Origin of the sequence: Actinomadura geliboluensis, from assembly GCF_043197915.1 — a bacterium.
Classification (GTDB): Bacteria; Actinomycetota; Actinomycetes; order Streptosporangiales; family Streptosporangiaceae; genus Spirillospora; species Spirillospora geliboluensis.
In genome coordinates this window covers 1-14,791 of record NZ_JBICUA010000010.1, presented here as the reverse complement: position 1 = coordinate 14,791, position 14,791 = coordinate 1, and the positions used below count along the sequence as shown (strand labels likewise).

The following is a 14,791-nucleotide window of genomic DNA, read 5'->3' as shown; positions in this document are numbered from 1 at the left end:
GGACGTCGAAGGTCGGGGGATGGATCTGCTGTCTTGACATGTCAGGGACCCCATGCCTCGAATCGCGACTCCGGCCCCGTGCGCGGTGCCCGGGATCGCCCGGCACCTATCGCCGTGGCCGAAGTCACATCACCTATAGCCCGTACCGCGTGATCGCGGTTAGACTGGGTGAGTCCGCAGAAAACGTTTTGGCAGGTCAGCCCGGATCTTTCTGCGTTTTCGCAGGGTTTCCGCACAGGCCCGCCGGCGCGCTTTCTCGCGGCTCAGGGAGTCGCTCTCCACTTTCCGCCGATCCTTCTGGCTGCCAACCGGTGATCAGCGGAAAGTGGCGGGCGACTCTGTTCTTGTGGCCGGTCGTGGTCATTTCCCGCCGGCGATGCCGAAGTCACGTGTGGTGGCTGACCTCCCCGTTCGCGTGTCCAGACCGTTCTTGGTGGGCCGCGCTGCCCCGTTGCCGCCCGTTCGCCCGTCGTGCCCGCCGTCGTGAGGTCCCGGCCGGGAGGACACGCGTGGCCCGTCCGGATCCCTCACCCTGCGTCAGGACCACCGGCTGCGTGGAGGTGGCGCCGAGTCCCGTCGCAAGTTGGCGTCTGCTAGTCTGCCATGTAGCACATTACAACATAGTCGAGCGGTATGCAGCAGTCTGGCGGCTTCCAATGCGACTTTTGGGCGTTATGGCGGCATCTGCGCGCGGAGCGAAGGTCGCATGGGCCCAGGCAGGTGGCGGAGTGGCGGCAAGCGGGGTGTCAAGTCCCGGAATGCCATGTAGCATCCAGGCTGGTAGCACCAACTACTTAGAGTGAGCGAAAACAGGATGTCCAGTGACCAGGGGCCGATCGTCCAGAGTGCGCTGCTTCGCGCGGAACTCGTCCGCCTGCGCAAGGGGAAGAAGCTGACGCAGGAGCAGGTGGCGCGCCAGCTCGAATGGTCCCCGTCGAAGCTCATCAGGGTCGAGGGCGGTAAGAACGCCATCACCCGGACGGACCTGCAGGCCCTGCTCCGCGTCTACGACGTCACCTCAGAGTCGCGCCAGGAGCGGCTACAGGCGCTCGCTCGCGGCGCCCGCGAGCCCGCCTGGTGGAACGCCTACCGCGGTGACCTCGACCCCACTTTCCTCAACTATGTCGGCTACTCCGCGGGCGCGGCGTTCATCCGCCAGTTCCACGGGACGGTCGTCCCGGGGCTGCTGCAAACGCCCGAGTACGCCGAAGTGCTCTCCACCGGAAAGGCGTCCGAGACGGCCCGGGTGCTGGCGGCCAAGCTGCGCATCCAGCGGCAGCAGGAATTCGCCAAGCGCGAGAACCCCCCGCGCCAGGACTACATCATCGACGAGGCGGTCATCCGCCGCCATGTCGGCATCAGGACCGACCCGGCGATCATGCCGGCCCAGCTCAACCACATCGCCGACGCCGCCGAGAACGACGACCTGCTGCGGGTGCGCGTCATCCCGTTCAGCACGGGCGCGCACCTGGGGCTGGACGGGCCCTTCACCATCCTGGAGTTCGACGGCGACCTCGACGACGTCCTCTACCTGGAGGGACGGTCCGGCGCCAGCATGATGATCAGCGGTGAGGACGACAAGATCACCGAGTACCGCGACACCTTCGAGCTCCTCGTGGAGCAGGCACTGCCGGCCGACCAGTCGATAGCGATGATCCGCCAGGCCGCCGACGACCTCATGTCCTGACCACCGCCCGCCTCGACGGCCGCCCGCCCGGGCGGCGGCCGGCCTGACAGGCGAATCGCAACTCGACCCGACCGGAGGTGAAGGCCGCGGCGAACATCCGACAAGGCGAGTGGCCGTCATAACACGCAGCGTGATCTTGTGTTCCCTTGTAGGCGGGATAACTAGAACCGTTTACACTCGTGATCGGGAAATTATCCACAAGGTCGTGGTTTGTCGTGCCCTGCTCGGTGCTCTCCGGTGGGTGTCCCCGGCCGATCGGTTGGCGAGACGGCACCCGCCGGCAATGGACGGAGGTCGCTGGATGGTCTACGGGTCGAATCGTGAAGCCGCGCTGAACTGGCGAAAGAGCAGTGCGAGCGGCGACGAGAACGCGTGCGTCGAGGTGGCGACGTTCGGCCCGTCGGTACTGGTTCGCGACTCCCGCGACCACTCCGCCGGTGTCATCGTCCTCGGCCGCGCCCAGTGGAATGCGTTCATGGACGCGCTCCGGGACGGAGCCGTCGACCTCCGCTGAGTCACGAGACTCATTTTCTCGGCTCCCCCCGAAAACTGTTGACCATTGCGTCCCCCCGCCCCCTTTACTGGCGATCTTTGACAAGAGGAGGGCGGGGCGGGCGGCGCCGCCGCTCGCCGGTGCGGCGGTCGTGGCCGCGGCAGTGGTCGTGGCGAGGCGTTGCGCGGGGTGCCCTCGAACGCCAACCGGGTCTCGCCCGCAACGCCGTCCCCTCGGCTGCGCCCCCGCTCGCTGATCGTCTACACGCCGCGACCTTGAACTCATCCCTGCGTCGTCGATTTCGCTAGCTATCTGGCGAAGTTAATGATCTCCCGGGGAAAGACGGAATTTAGGCCGATTGTCGTGGTTACTCGCGGGTGTAGGCCAAGTTGAGACTTCGCCCCTGTCATCATCGGCGGTGCCGTCCGCGTCACTATGAAGTGAGGGCGACGGGAATTCAAGATCGCGTCGGCGAAACGGGGGAAATGACCTATGGCACCGACCCTTTTGGTCGAAGTGTCCGAATGGAACGCCGATGTCGCGCGGCTGGACCAGTTGAGCCGCCGCCTCCTGGCTGACTTGCGAAGACAGGGCGTCCAGGTCGAACGTTCCGCCGGCGCGGCGCCGGCCGGCGCCAAATCCGCATCGGCGGTCGCGGTCGCGGGTCTCGTCGTCGCGCTGGCCAGGACACCTGCGGCACAGGCCTTCGTCAATGGGGTCTTCGCGTGGCTCGGGCCGCGCAAAGGCAGCGTGAAGATCAGTTGCGGCGATAATTCGATCGAGTTGTCCGCCGCCACCGCGGACGAACAACGACGACTCATCGAATGGCTGCAGACATGCAACGGGGAAACGCGGGAACAGACGCCGGGCGACCAAGAAGGCTAGCGCTTCTGATCGCCTCCGACCGCTATGAGGATCCGGACTTCAAGTCGTTGCGCTCGCCCGCCCACGACGTGTCGGCTCTCGCCAGGGTCCTGGCGAACCCGTCCATCGGCGGGTTCCAGGTGGACTGCGTGTTCAACAAGCCCGCCCACGAAGTCAACGCCGCGATCGAGGACTTCTTCTGCGAGAAGCAGCCTGATGACGTGCTCCTCCTCTATGTCTCCTGTCACGGGGTGAAGGACGACGGGGGACGGCTCTACTTCGCGACCTCGAACACGAGGGTCAGGAGGCTCGCGTCCACCGGGATCGCGTCGGTGTTCGTGGGCGAGCAGATGACGGGCAGCATGTCCCGCAACATCATCCTGCTCCTGGACTGCTGCTACAGCGGTGCGTTCATGGAGGGAATGGTGGCGCGCAGCGGCGGAAGCGTCGGTGTCAACGAAGGGTTGAGCGGCTCCGGTAGGGCGATCCTCTCCTCGTCCTCCGCGCTCGAGTACTCGTTCGAGCTCGACCGGCAGCGCGTGACCAAGGAGATCTCGCAAGTGGGAACGGGTGGCGGCAATGGCGCGGGCCCGTCGGTCTTCACCGATGCGCTGGTGCGCGGCCTCTCCACCGGCGAGGCCGACCGGAACCGTGACGGGCTGATCTCCATCGACGAGTTGTACGAGTACGCCTACACGAAGGTCACCGCCGCGAATCCGAACCAGACGCCGACCAAGTTCTCCGATGTCAGCGGAGAGTTGATCGTCGCGTACAGCCCCGCGACGGCCCGCCCGCCGCAGTTGCCGGACGAAGTGGCGTCGGCGACCGAGCATCCGCTGGCGCGGGTGCGCGCCGCTGCCGTCGACACGCTCAGGGATCTGGCGCTGAAGGGCGACGACGTGGGACGGCTGGCCTGGGAACGGCTGAAAACGCTGCTCAATGATGACAGTCGCATGGTGGCTGCCGGTGCGGCGGCGGCCATGGCGGAGATCGAACGTATCCGCCCCTTCTCGCGGGCTCGTTACGTGCCACCATCGCGGATGGCGGCAAGTTTTCCACAGCCTGTGGAAATGTGGCCGCCGCCGCCCGTACCGGGCCTCGCGAACCCGCGTCCGTCTCCCTCTGCGCCTCCGCCTCCGCCTCCGCTTCCGTGGCCGTCCGGGCCTCCTACCTCCTCAGCGGCTCGGCGTTCGGCTCCCGACCTGGACAGCGAACCGCTTTACGGGAGATCCGTGCTGGCGTACTTCATGCCGGCCTTCAGCAGCTTGCTGCTGTTGTTCAGCCGAAGCCGCGGCATCAAGTTCCACGCGGTTCAATGTGCGCTCATAGACGCCTTGGCCATGGCGTATCTGTTCATCATGGTGGTCCCTTTTGCGATCTACTCCAGTGCTCGCTACGGCTCTGAGGAGGTGCCGACTGGGGATGCCTTCCTCAACGTGTACATGGTGCTGTTCCTCGTGATGCCGCTCCTGCTGCGGATCTACTGCCTGGTCGAACTGGTCAGGAAGGGGACGGTGTGCCTGAAGTTCCTTGGGGCTTTGGCGCATCGCGCGGTGTTCAGGACGGGGCCGGGAGTGGTCGGCAGCCGCACGCCCGGACCGTCGCACCGTTGAACGGCCTCCTCCGCTCAGTAGAGGAAGGGGATGGCGATGTTGCCGGCGCCGGTCAGGTCGGTGCCGGGGGAGCGGCCCAGGAGCCAGGCCAGGAGGGACGCGGCGGGGCCGCTGACGAGCTGCTCGCCGGTGCCGTCCTCCTGGCCGGTGTCGGTGGCGCGAAGGTGCAGGTCAGGGGCGTCGGCTCGGCGCGCGAACGATGCGGTGACGCTGGTCAGCGAGCGGGCCGTGAAGTCGCCGGGGGTGAAGCCCGCGTCCAGGTCGACGTGGTGGACGAGGACCTCGGTGAGGCGCGCGTCGGCGGCGCGGGCGGCGGGGTGGCGGGCGCCGGTCGTCCATTGGACGGTCCTGTTCCACGCCTCGTCCGGCATGCGGGTGTAGGCGTCGGCGAACTGGTCCGCGCTCTGCCGGACGTCCGCCAGGAGGGTTGCGGCCGGACGGTCCGCGCCGGCCTCGATCTCGGCGGCGCGGGCCTCCAGGCTCGGGTACTCGTACGACTCCACGCCGGTGCGCGCCCAGGTGAGCAGGCGGGTGCCGCCGTCGGCGTTGCGGGCGACATGGGTGAGGACGTGCCCGCGCGTCCAGCCGGGGAGCAGGGACGGCGCGCGGACGTCCGCGTCATCGAGCCGCGCGGCGGTCGCCAGGAGGTCGCGGGTCGCGGCGGTGATCTCGGCGAGGCTGATCATGCGAGGGCGGCGGGGTCGGCCTCGGCCCACTGCCGGGACGCGCGCGGCGGCGCGCCGGGGACGTCCTGGACGGTGGAACGGACGACCGACTCGTCCAGCGAGCCGTTCACGTGGAAGTCGAAGAAGGCGTCGGCGTATTCGATCGGCATCTGCTCGCTCATCTCGGCGCGGGTGACGAGAAGGGGACAGGAAGGGGACAGGGGTGGTGTCTAGCGGACGCCGCGTGGGCGGAACTGGATGCTGATACGGGGGCCGGTCACGCGGGCGCTCTTCGGGATGGCGTGCTCCCACGTCCGCTGGCAGCTCCCGCCCATCACGATGAGGTCGCCGTGGCCCAGCTCATGGCGGATCGTCCGGCCGCCGCCACCGCGCGGGCGGAGCAGCAGGCTTCGCGGTGTGCCGACCGACAGGATCGCCACCATCGTGTCGTGCGTCGAGCCACGCCCGATGGTGTCGCCGTGCCACGCGACACTGTCGCGGCCGTCCCTGTACAGGCAGAGACCGGCGGTGCGGAACGGCTCTCCCAGTTCGTCGGCGTAGTGGTCGTCGAGCGCCGCTTTCGCCTCGTCCAAGACGGGATCCGGGAGCGGGGCACCCTCGTCGTAGAAGGCCAGTAGGCGCGGTACGTCCACGACGCGCTCGTACATGCGCCGCCTCTCCGCACGCCATGGGACGGACGTGAGCAGCCGCTCGAACAGGGCGTCCGCGCCGGGAATCCAGCCCGGCAGGACGTCCACCCAGGCGCCGTGGGCCAGCCGTGTCCGCCGCGCCGACGCCAGCGGGCGCGGGCCGCTCTCGTCGGTGCAGTCCAGCAGCGAACCTTGGAACATGCCGCCACTGTACCCTTTTCGCTCAAACATGTGTTCGATCATGATCGGCTAGCGTGTTCTGTCGGTGGCGGACCGTAGCCTGCGCGGCGTGATGAGAGACCTGCCGCGTTCGGCGAAGGCGCTCGTGTGCGTCCGAGTGATCAACCAGCTCGGCGCGTACGTGATGTCGTTCCTCGCCGTGCTCGCGGGCCCCGGTCTCGCGGCGGCGGCGCTGGCGGTCTTCGGGGTCGCGGCGCTGGTCTCGCGCTGGCTCGGCGGCGTCCTCCTCGACAGGTTCGCCCCGCGCACTCTCATCGTCCTCGGCCTGGCCTCGACGGGGTCGGCCCTGTTGCTCCTCGCCGCCGCGCGGGGCACCGGCCAGGTCTTGGCGGCGGTCGCGCTGGTCGGCCTGGCGTTCGAGATCTACGAGCCCGCGACGCAGGAGTCGCTCGCCCGGGTCGGCGGACGGCGTGACGACCTGTACGGGCTGCTCGGCACGTTCACGGTGGCGGCCGGGGCGATCGGCGGTCTGCTCGCCGCCGTGCTGCTGCCGCTGGGCGCACGCTGGCTGGCGGTCGTGGACGGCGCGACATGCCTGCTCGCGGCCGGGGTGGCGGCGTTCTTCCTGGCCCGGGACCCACCGGCGGTGAGGGAGGCCTGGGGCGTCCGATGGCGGCCGTCCCGTCGGCTGCTCCGGCTGACCGCGGCTAGCACGGCCTTCGGGTGCGGTTATCTGGCCGTGCTGATGTTCATGCCGCTCGTCCTGCTCCAGCGCGGTGCGCCGGCGTGGCTGCCCGGGCTGACGCTGACCGGAGCCGCCGTGCTCGCGCCGCTGACCGGGTTCCTCGGACGCCGCCGCTTGGACGCGTTCGAACACGAGCACGTCCTCGCCATCGGGTGTGCGGTGCTCGGCGCCCTCGCAGTCGTGCTCGCCGCCGCCGGGCGGTCCGTGCTGCTGACGGTGGCGGCGTATCTGGCCTGGGCGGTCACCGACAGTGCCCTGCAAGGGCGCTGGCAGGCGTTGATCGCCGACATCGCGCCGGAGCCGGAACGACCGCGCTGGTTCGCGTTCTTCGGCTCGTCGTGGGCGGTGGCCCAATCGGCCGTGCCGGGCCTGGTGGCGCTGGCGGGCGCGGCGATGCCGGTCGGCGCGGCCGCCTTCCTGCTGACCCCCGCCTTCTTGCACCGCCCCGGCCGCCGCCACTCGATCGACCCCCGCGCGAGAGACCCCGCCGCCACGGCCAACCAGGCCCCTGACCTGGACGACCCGGACGACGGGAGGACAGCCGGCATGACCGACCGACACCCTGACCAAAGCGCCATCGGCGAACGGTGACCTGCGGATGGAGGGGGAGTTGGGCCGTTGGACGTGCCCGCTTCCGCCGGCGTACCGGTGGCGCGCGGCGGCGGGACGGGGCCGCGGGCACCGGGGCGGGCTCAGAAGTCGTTGAGGAGGTCTTTGAGGAAGGTGGTGGTGCGGGCCGGGCGGGCGGCGCGGATCGCGAGGAGGTCCATGATCTGCTGGTAGCGGGCGGCCTCGTCGCCTTCGGGGTAGCGGGCGCCGGTCAGCTGCTCCAGGTAGACGACGTCGTCCAGGTCGTGCTCGGCGAACCGGACGATCGTGATGGGCCCGCCGAGGGCGACGTGCCCGCCGGCGGCGAACGGCAGCACCTGCAGCCGCACGTTGGGCATGCCCTCCGACATGGTGATCAGGTGCTCGATCTGGGCGCGCATGGTGTCCGGCCCGCCGATGGGCCTGCGCAGCGCCGCCTCGTCGAGGATCGCCCACAGCGTCGCCGCGCCGAGCGGGCGGTGCAAGATCTCCTGCCTGGTCATCCGGACGCTGAGCCGCCGTTCGAGCCCGTCGTACGGGGCGTCGTGGTGTTCGAGCCCGATGACGGCGCGCGCGTAGTCGCGCGTCTGTAAGAGGCCCGGGATGTACTGCACCTCGTAGGTGCGGATCGTCGCCGCCGACTGCTCCAGCCCGAGGTACTGCTCGAACCAGCTCGGTGTGACGTCGCCGTAGCTCTGCCACCAGCCGGGCTTCTTCGCCTCCCGGACGAGGTGGATGAAGCCCGCGCGCTCGTCCTCGTCGTGGACGCCGTACAGGTCGAGCAGGTCGAGGACGTCCCGGACCTTGAAGCCGTGCCGGCCCAGTTCGAGCCGGCTCATCTTGGACGCCGACGAGCGGATCGCGTCCCCCGCCTCGGCCCGTCCGATGCCCTTGTCCTCCCGCATCCGCCGGAGCCGTGCCCCGATCTGCATGCGCAGGGCCGTCGGTCCCGCCTGCCGATTGTCCAGCACAAGATCTCCAGGGGTCTCGTACGTCCTGACAACCCTCGGAGGTTCTCACAGGCGCCGACGGGCGTGCAGGAAACCTACGGACAGAGGTATGTAACTCAGTGACGCGATGGCCTGGGCATACAGGACCATTTCCGGTGCAACGTCATCGCGACGGAACCAGCAGGTCAAGGTCGCCCCGCGGCACCCGCGCCCGCTCGGCGACCCGGTCGCGGTCGGTGCCGGCCTGCCCGACGATCTCGATCGCGCGGGTCAGCATCGTGGGCTGCTCCAGCGCTCGCGCCGGCCCCGGCTCGTGCCGCCGCCAGCCCCGGGAGCTCATCGCGCTCATCGCGTTCCGGTACGCGGTCTCCTGCATGATGCCGAGCGTGCGGGACCGGTAGAGGAGCGCCGCGATGCTGACGCCCCACGTCGCCTTCAACCGGCCGAGGCGCTCCCAGTCGGCGGTGCCGGGCAGTTCGCCCGCGATGTCCTGCTCGGGCATCAGGAACTCGGCGGCGAACCGGTGCGCCTGGTCTTCGACGACCTTCTCGCCGGGTTCGGCGTCGGCGTGCATCACCAGGTGCCCGAGCTCGTGGGCGGCGTCGAACCGGTTGCGCCAGTAGTCGCCCTTCGCCGGGTTGAAGAACACCATCGGCCTCGGGTGCACGCCCACGCTGAACGCGTCGACGCGCTCCGCCGCCCGCGGCAGGACGAGGACGATCACACCGTGCTTCTCCAGCAGCCGGACGACGTGCGGCACCGGCCCCGCCTGCTCCAGCAGGGCTTTGCGCGTCAGCCGCGCGGCCTCGATGGGGCCGGGCCCGGCGATCTCGTCCGGCGACACCGGGTACTCCGGCAGGTCCACTTCGGGAAAGTCGACGAGGTCTTCGAGGGCGGCGACGACGTCCGTCGCGATGCGCCCGTAGGCGAGGGCCTGATCGCGCTCGATCTGGCTGGTCGACCGGAGCGACCGGAAGTGCGCGCCGTCCAGGGACACGGGGCTGCGCCCGCCGTGGAAGAACGCGACCGGAACGCCGAGCGCGATGGCGAGCCGTTTCAGCGTCATCTCGTCCGGCCGCTGGACCCCGGCCTCGTACCGCCCGATCGCTTTCGGTGTCGTTCCGACGGCGTCCGCGAGCTGGTTCTTGCGCAGTCCCCTGAGCCGCCGGGCCAGCGTCAGCCGCTCGCAGTCGAACAGCACCCTGCGCCACCCTTTGCTAAGCCGTCTTCGTCTCCCCGCGAAGCCGCATGGGGACGTCTTCCTGATCGTCCCGATCGTCCCAGAGCGGCAACGTTCGCTCGACGAGCTTACGACGTGGATCAGGCCCGAGGGTGTCGTCCACCTGCTTGATCCAGTGCCAGGCCGTGCCGCCGTCCGCGTTCCACCTGGGGCGGCCCAGGAAGAGCTCCATTTCGAGGGGCTCCTCACTCGCACTGTGCGCGAGTACCAGTGTCACGACGCCGGGCGTGTCGTGAACGTCCAGCCCGAGCGGCAGCGCCAACTGAGGGTCTTCGACATATCCCTGCCGCGCGACGGCCTGCTTGGTGGGGCTGGCCCGGTCCCACCGGATCGCCCGGACGTTGCCGAACTCGTGCCGCTTCAGCAGGACGCGGTAGCGGCCGTACCGCCACCCCGGCGAGCCGTTCAGATCGTCCCGGACGACGTATTTCGCCAGCTCCCCACGACCGAAGACGCTGTCGAGGGCACTCGCCAGCGTTTCGAACGCGCCGACGCCGTACGTCCGCTCCTTGAACCCCGCCGTCCGGCTCAACGCGTTGAACAGCGCAACCGTCGCGTCCCGGTGGGCTTCCCGCACCGCATGTAGGAAGCCCACCGCCAAGAGCTCGTCCCAAGCAACCCGGTCTTCAGCCACCCGTCCACTGTAGGCAGAGGCACTGACAGTCAGCCCCCGAGAAGGTGTCGCTATGAGCAGCCTTCGAACTGCGGCACTTCCTCGACCAGCTTCAGCCCGCTGGACCCGAACCACTTGCGCAGCAGCCAGCCGGCCGTCCCGTCCTGGTACATCGTGGTGATGGCCCGGTTCACCGCCTCGCACGCGTCGATGTCGCCTTTCCGCATCCCGATGCCGTAACGCTCATCGGTGAACGGCGCGTTGACGATCCGCAGATCCGGTGCCGCGAACCCCGCCAACACCAGGTCACCAGTGGAAACGGCGTCCACATCGCCTCGGCGCAGTTTCGCCACGCAGTCGCTATAGGACGACCCCGGAACCAGCCTGGTACGAATACCGAGCCCGCTGACCACCCGTTCGGTCGACACGGACCCGCTGGCCTGGCACATCTTCCGCCCGGCGAGGTCACGGACGCCGCGAATCCCCGTCTCGCCCCGCCGCACCATGACGTCCTGATGGGCGACGTAGTAGGGGCCGGCGAACGTGACGAGCGTGGCCCGGTCCGGCGTGATCGAGTACGAGGCGAGGACGAGGTCGACCGAATGCTCGTTGAGCTTCTCCTCGCGATTGTCCGACCTGACTTCCTTGAACGTCACACGCGAAGCCCCTAGTTGGCGGGCGATGTAGTACCCAACGTCCACCTCGAAACCGCGGAAGACACCGTTCTCCTTGCGGCCGAGTCCCGGCTGGTCAGCCTTGACGCCGACGACGATGACGTCCTTGCCGGGAATGGAGGCGCTCGCCGTGGCGCACCCGGCGAGGCCGATGACGAGGGCCGAACTCATCAGGATGTGGCGCACAGCCCATGGCTATCGCCGCGATTCGACCAGGAAATGAACGCGAGAAGGCCGAATCGCTGCCGGCGGATGGCCCTATCACCGCTTAATGGGCCGGTAAGTGGCGAAGAGTCGCACCTGTCGAAGCCGGGGCTCCGGACCGCTCCGCCCTTCCCGCACCCACAGGGCATGGACGGTCAGCAGCACGAGTTGCCGAGCCCCGAAGAAGAACACGGCGGCCAACGGCAGTTCACCGAACAACGCCGTGGCGACACTCAGCGCGAACTCGCCCGATCCCCATGAGAGCCATACGTCGAACCAGGCGTCGCAGACGAGCAGCGTCCCGCTGACTATCTGGCCGAAGATTGCGATCTGGAGCCGTTTCCAGAGAGCGAAGGCGGTGCCCGCGATCGCCAGCGTCAATCCGGCATCGAAGCCGATCCAGGCGACCGCCCACCGCTCGGCCGTGAAGTGCTGCGGGAGCGTGAAACCCAGAACGACCGTCCAGGGAATGAGCCAGGCACAGCAGCCGACCAGCAGTACCAGTGCGTACACGCGACGCCGCCGGTTCTGGGGCTCGTCCAGCGGATCGAGGTCTTCTGCCGCGATGAGCGCCCGCAGCAATTCGGTGCGCTGCTCAGCGGAAAGCTCCCGCACCTCCTCAGGCATCAACACCGCGCCCACCTCCATCCATGCGCGCACGTCACCCGAAGTTAGGCGTGCCTCCTATCCGTCGCCCTCAAGCAGTTCCTTCAAACGCTGATGGCTCGCAGGCGCGACCTTCGCCGCCATACGCCGCACCATGGGCACCGCGGCCGCGGCCATCCCGCGTCCGTCAAAGTCGAGACCGAAAGTCACCCGGCACCGCTCGGCCCCGAGCGGCTCGACGCTGACCGTCGCGTTCGGCCGAATCGGCCCGTCCACCCCCTTCGCCGCCCACCTGCGCGGCGGCACGCACTCGGTGATCTCCTGAGTCATGGACCTCTCCGCACCCCCGATCTTCCGGACGGTGGTGAACCGCGACCCCACCTGGTCGCCCTCGACCCGCACGTCCGTCACGTCCCGCTGCCACTCGGGGAACTTCGCGGGATCGACCACGTAGGCGAACACCTCGCCGGCCGGCCGCTCGATCTCGATGCTGTTCACGAAGGCTGACATCTCTCCTCCCGAGGCAGTCACATTCGTCCTTCGTACTCCGTCGTATCTATGACGGGCGCCAGGGGAAGGACGTGACGGTGGACGACGAGCAGCTCGCGGAACGTTTCGAGGCGAACCGGCCCCGCCTGGCGGCGCTCGCGTACCGGATGCTCGGCTCGCCGACCGATGCGAACGACGCCGTCCAGGAGGCGTGGCTGCGCCTGAGCAAGGCCAACGCCGACCGCATCGAGAACCTCAACGGCTGGCTGACGACGATCGTCGCCCACATCTGCATCGACATGCTCCGTACCCGCAGATCCCGCCGGGAAGACCCCTACGACGAGCGCCTCCCCGAACCCGTGATCACCCAGGACGGCACCGACCCCGAAGAACAGGCGCTCGTCGCGGACGCCGTGGGCGTCGCCATGCTCGTCGTCCTCGACCGGCTGACGCCCGCCGAGCGCCTGGCCTTCGTCCTGCACGACCTGTTCCAGATGCCGTTCGACGAGATCGCCCGCATCCTCGACCGCTCCTCGACGGCGACCCGCCAACTCGCCAGCCGCGCCCGCCGCCGCGTCCGCTCGGCCCCCGTCCCGGACCCCGACATGACCCGCCAACGCGCCGTCGTGGACGCGTTCCTCACGGCCGCCAAGACCGGCGACCTGGAGGCCCTGGTCGAGACCCTCGCCCCCGACATCGTCCTGCACGCGGAGGCCGACGGCGAGTTCATCCACCTCCGCGGCGCCAGGACGATCGCCCAACGCGCGATCGCCTTCTCCTTCCGCGCGGAGTTCGCCCACCCAGCCCTGATCAACGGCACCGCGGGCCTGGTGGTAGCCACGGAGGACGAACCGATCGCCGTCATGGCCTTCACCGTCGTCAACGACAAAATCGCCGAACTAGACATCTACGCCGACCCAACCCACCTAACCCACCTAGACCCAGCCCTCTTCACGACCGCCTGACCGAAGGCGCCACCCCACCGACAGCACTGGGCTGACCCATGCGACGCAAACGACCGCCTACAGGACGAGAGGAGGATCGCTGTACTCACCACCTACGTGGCCGGACCGCCCGCATATGCCCCCGCCTCACTTGGTGCCTGAGACCCAAACGGCCTCAGAAACTGCCGCAACTGTCGAGCGGAGCCGGCCTCGGCCAGATCGTCCATAAGCAGACGGTGGAGGACAGTCGTCTTCGGGTTAGGTTTCGCATCGCCTCTGGTTCGAGGGGGTGGACGAACGCAACGACCCAGGCCGAACCCACGGCAGCGAGACCTAATGGAGCCACCACTAGGGCATGGACGTTGCGCTCCGCTAGCAGCATGGCGTCCCAGTGCTGCCGGGTCAGGAAGGCGGCATCACTGCCAGTCCCTCGCCTGGATCCGGCTCACGGTGCGAGCCCACGAACCCCTAAGGCAGGCGGACAAAGCAGCCGCCACTGCCGCTGTGATCGGCCCGAATCTACGAGCGAGCGCCATGAGCGTTCATTCCAAGAGACGGCGGTGGATGTCCGTCGCCCTGATCGTTCGGGGCGTAGCCACCGGGCATGATCTCCGCAGGATTGACGCCGCCGCTGTAGCTCCAACGACCACACGATTCTCTGATCTTCCCTCGGACGAACCCGTCACCACACCGAACGTGTTGCAGCCGCGCGCACGCACGGAGGAGTAAGAGTAAGCAGCACGGAACGCAGTGCCCGCCAGTGGACTTGCCTAGGGCAGGCGCTTGATCCGGCGGACGAGTGTGGCGAACATCCGGGGGGAGAGGTCAAGGTGCCCGCCGTCCGGGTCCTTGCTGTCGCGGATGCCGATGGCGTGAGAGAGTGCAGCAACCTCGACGCATTCGCCACCCTGGTTGGTGCTCTTGCTGCTCTTGCGCCATACGGGGGGCATTACATGGCCTCCATGATCTGCTTGATCAAGTCTCGTGAAAGACCCTTGGGCAGCGCGTGTTGCCCGATCTGGTCATAACGTAGTGCATAGGACGCCACCTCGGCGGCGCTCGAGGCGAGCCGCCCACCACCCGGCGCCTCGACGTAGGCCACCTCCATGTGCGGCTCGGGCAGCGTCAGCAACATGAAGGCGCCGTCTAGTCCCGGATGATGTCCAACGGACTTCGGTACGACACGAACGCCGATATTCGGCCGGTGTGAAAGGTCGAGGATGTGGGCGAGTTGAGCCTTCATGGTCTCCACTCCCCCGCAGGGCAGCTCCAGAAGCGTCTGAGACAGGAGGAACCAGCAGGTTGGCGCTTCCGGTTTGTCCAGTATCGCCTGGCGAGAGAGCCGCTGTGCGAGCGCTGCCTCCACGTCCGGCAGGTTGCCGGTTGCCAGACCAGCTCTGGCGTAATCAGGTGTCTGTAGAAGACCGGGCACGAGGTCTACCTGCCATGTCTTGATAACGGACGCCCGGCACTCCAGATCGACATACTGCCTGGTCGGGTAGCGGGGACGCATTACTACGTCCCCGCCCCCTCAGAACCGTGCGTGCCATTCGTCACGGCACACGGCTCAAGCAGATCCAAGCGAC

Annotated in this window: 17 protein-coding genes; 6 read left to right on the top strand and 11 right to left on the bottom strand. The window is 68.4% G+C overall.

What is annotated here, in order from left to right; translation table 11 throughout:
* Window positions 1-814 precede the first annotated feature (814 nt).
* From ACGFI1_RS29425 to ACGFI1_RS29410, 4 genes are all read left to right on the top strand, one after another.
* Window positions 815-1,687, top strand: a complete 873-nt coding sequence (locus tag ACGFI1_RS29425; RefSeq protein WP_364546572.1) for a helix-turn-helix domain-containing protein — start codon at window positions 815-817, stop codon at window positions 1,685-1,687.
* 301 nt (window positions 1,688-1,988) lie between these two features.
* Complete coding sequence (locus ACGFI1_RS29420) at window positions 1,989-2,201, top strand: DUF397 domain-containing protein (protein WP_364546569.1); 213 nt, start codon at window positions 1,989-1,991, stop codon at window positions 2,199-2,201.
* A gap of 471 nt (window positions 2,202-2,672) precedes the next feature.
* A complete protein-coding gene (locus tag ACGFI1_RS29415; RefSeq protein WP_364546566.1) occupies window positions 2,673-3,065 on the top strand; it encodes an effector-associated constant component EACC1 in 393 nt (130 codons plus the stop codon).
* Complete coding sequence (locus tag ACGFI1_RS29410; RefSeq protein WP_392789851.1) at window positions 3,005-4,657, top strand: caspase family protein; 1,653 nt, start codon at window positions 3,005-3,007, stop codon at window positions 4,655-4,657. Before ACGFI1_RS29415 ends, ACGFI1_RS29410 begins: the two co-directional genes overlap by 61 nt.
* A 14-nt stretch (window positions 4,658-4,671) precedes the next feature.
* Here ACGFI1_RS29410 and ACGFI1_RS29405 read toward each other — a convergent pair whose 3' ends face one another.
* The 3 genes from ACGFI1_RS29405 to ACGFI1_RS29395 are packed head-to-tail and all read right to left on the bottom strand — an operon-like array spanning window position 4,672 to window position 6,173.
* Window positions 4,672-5,343 (bottom strand): maleylpyruvate isomerase N-terminal domain-containing protein, encoded by a 672-nt coding sequence (locus ACGFI1_RS29405; RefSeq protein WP_392789849.1) that lies wholly within the window; start codon window positions 5,341-5,343, stop codon window positions 4,672-4,674.
* Window positions 5,340-5,492, bottom strand: a complete 153-nt coding sequence (locus ACGFI1_RS29400; protein ID WP_392789847.1) for a hypothetical protein — start codon at window positions 5,490-5,492, stop codon at window positions 5,340-5,342. The genes ACGFI1_RS29405 and ACGFI1_RS29400 overlap by 4 nt, the downstream gene beginning before the upstream one ends.
* Before the next feature lie 60 nt (window positions 5,493-5,552).
* Window positions 5,553-6,173 carry an alpha-ketoglutarate-dependent dioxygenase AlkB gene (locus tag ACGFI1_RS29395; RefSeq protein ID WP_386870165.1) on the bottom strand — a complete coding sequence of 207 codons (621 nt, stop codon included), beginning with the start codon at window positions 6,171-6,173 and terminating at the stop codon, window positions 5,553-5,555.
* Window positions 6,174-6,264: 91 nt separating this feature from the next.
* Between ACGFI1_RS29395 and ACGFI1_RS29390 the strand changes: the two genes are divergently transcribed.
* The gene (locus tag ACGFI1_RS29390) at window positions 6,265-7,488 is read left to right on the top strand and encodes an MFS transporter (RefSeq protein ID WP_392790596.1); all 1,224 of its coding nucleotides are present in this window, start codon (window positions 6,265-6,267) and stop codon (window positions 7,486-7,488) included.
* Between the two features lie 101 nt (window positions 7,489-7,589).
* On the opposite strand, the gene ACGFI1_RS29385 is transcribed toward ACGFI1_RS29390, so the two are convergent.
* The 6 genes from ACGFI1_RS29385 to ACGFI1_RS29360 form a co-directional block, all read right to left on the bottom strand.
* On the bottom strand, window positions 7,590-8,417 hold the full coding sequence (locus ACGFI1_RS29385; protein ID WP_392789844.1) for a helix-turn-helix domain-containing protein: 828 nt from the start codon (window positions 8,415-8,417) through the stop codon (window positions 7,590-7,592).
* A gap of 181 nt (window positions 8,418-8,598) precedes the next feature.
* Window positions 8,599-9,636, bottom strand: coding sequence for a helix-turn-helix domain-containing protein (locus ACGFI1_RS29380; protein WP_387077051.1), 1,038 nt, complete (start codon window positions 9,634-9,636; stop codon window positions 8,599-8,601).
* A 16-nt stretch (window positions 9,637-9,652) separates the two neighbouring features.
* Window positions 9,653-10,309, bottom strand: a complete 657-nt coding sequence (locus tag ACGFI1_RS29375) for a hypothetical protein (protein WP_386870171.1) — start codon at window positions 10,307-10,309, stop codon at window positions 9,653-9,655.
* 50 nt (window positions 10,310-10,359) lie between these two features.
* Entirely contained in the window at window positions 10,360-11,148 is a 789-nt protein-coding gene (locus ACGFI1_RS29370; protein WP_387077048.1) for a glutamate ABC transporter substrate-binding protein, read from the bottom strand.
* A 75-nt stretch (window positions 11,149-11,223) separates the two neighbouring features.
* Window positions 11,224-11,826 (bottom strand): hypothetical protein, encoded by a 603-nt coding sequence (locus tag ACGFI1_RS29365; protein WP_392789841.1) that lies wholly within the window; start codon window positions 11,824-11,826, stop codon window positions 11,224-11,226.
* Window positions 11,827-11,850: 24 nt separating this feature from the next.
* Window positions 11,851-12,282, bottom strand: coding sequence for an SRPBCC family protein (locus tag ACGFI1_RS29360; protein WP_392789838.1), 432 nt, complete (start codon window positions 12,280-12,282; stop codon window positions 11,851-11,853).
* A gap of 71 nt (window positions 12,283-12,353) precedes the next feature.
* On the opposite strand from ACGFI1_RS29360, the gene ACGFI1_RS29355 reads away from it, so the two are divergent.
* Window positions 12,354-13,226 (top strand): sigma-70 family RNA polymerase sigma factor, encoded by an 873-nt coding sequence (locus tag ACGFI1_RS29355; RefSeq protein WP_392789836.1) that lies wholly within the window; start codon window positions 12,354-12,356, stop codon window positions 13,224-13,226.
* Between the two features lie 749 nt (window positions 13,227-13,975).
* Here the strand turns inward: ACGFI1_RS29355 and ACGFI1_RS29350 are convergent.
* Together ACGFI1_RS29350 and ACGFI1_RS29345 are read right to left on the bottom strand one after the other, a co-directional pair.
* Window positions 13,976-14,155 (bottom strand): DUF397 domain-containing protein, encoded by a 180-nt coding sequence (locus ACGFI1_RS29350; protein ID WP_392789833.1) that lies wholly within the window; start codon window positions 14,153-14,155, stop codon window positions 13,976-13,978.
* On the bottom strand, window positions 14,155-14,718 hold the full coding sequence (locus ACGFI1_RS29345) for a DUF5753 domain-containing protein (RefSeq protein WP_392789831.1): 564 nt from the start codon (window positions 14,716-14,718) through the stop codon (window positions 14,155-14,157). The genes ACGFI1_RS29350 and ACGFI1_RS29345 overlap by 1 nt, the downstream gene beginning before the upstream one ends.
* Window positions 14,719-14,791 lie beyond the last annotated feature (73 nt).

Excerpts from the sequence above, each read along its gene's own strand:
- ACGFI1_RS29425 (WP_364546572.1), top strand. The coding sequence starts at position 815 with ATGTCCAGTGACCAGGGGCCGATCGTCCAGAGTGCGCTGCTTCGCGCG.
- ACGFI1_RS29420 (WP_364546569.1), top strand. The coding sequence starts at position 1,989 with ATGGTCTACGGGTCGAATCGTGAAGCCGCGCTGAACTGGCGAAAGAGC.
- ACGFI1_RS29415 (WP_364546566.1), top strand. The coding sequence starts at position 2,673 with ATGGCACCGACCCTTTTGGTCGAAGTGTCCGAATGGAACGCCGATGTC.
- ACGFI1_RS29410 (WP_392789851.1), top strand. The coding sequence starts at position 3,005 with ATGGCTGCAGACATGCAACGGGGAAACGCGGGAACAGACGCCGGGCGA.
- ACGFI1_RS29405 (WP_392789849.1), bottom strand. The coding sequence starts at position 5,343 with ATGATCAGCCTCGCCGAGATCACCGCCGCGACCCGCGACCTCCTGGCG.
- ACGFI1_RS29400 (WP_392789847.1), bottom strand. The coding sequence starts at position 5,492 with ATGCCGATCGAATACGCCGACGCCTTCTTCGACTTCCACGTGAACGGC.
- ACGFI1_RS29395 (WP_386870165.1), bottom strand. The coding sequence starts at position 6,173 with ATGTTCCAAGGTTCGCTGCTGGACTGCACCGACGAGAGCGGCCCGCGC.
- ACGFI1_RS29390 (WP_392790596.1), top strand. The coding sequence starts at position 6,265 with ATGAGAGACCTGCCGCGTTCGGCGAAGGCGCTCGTGTGCGTCCGAGTG.
- ACGFI1_RS29385 (WP_392789844.1), bottom strand. The coding sequence starts at position 8,417 with ATGCAGATCGGGGCACGGCTCCGGCGGATGCGGGAGGACAAGGGCATC.
- ACGFI1_RS29360 (WP_392789838.1), bottom strand. The coding sequence starts at position 12,282 with ATGTCAGCCTTCGTGAACAGCATCGAGATCGAGCGGCCGGCCGGCGAG.
- ACGFI1_RS29350 (WP_392789833.1), bottom strand. The coding sequence starts at position 14,155 with ATGCCCCCCGTATGGCGCAAGAGCAGCAAGAGCACCAACCAGGGTGGC.
- ACGFI1_RS29345 (WP_392789831.1), bottom strand. The coding sequence starts at position 14,718 with ATGCGTCCCCGCTACCCGACCAGGCAGTATGTCGATCTGGAGTGCCGG.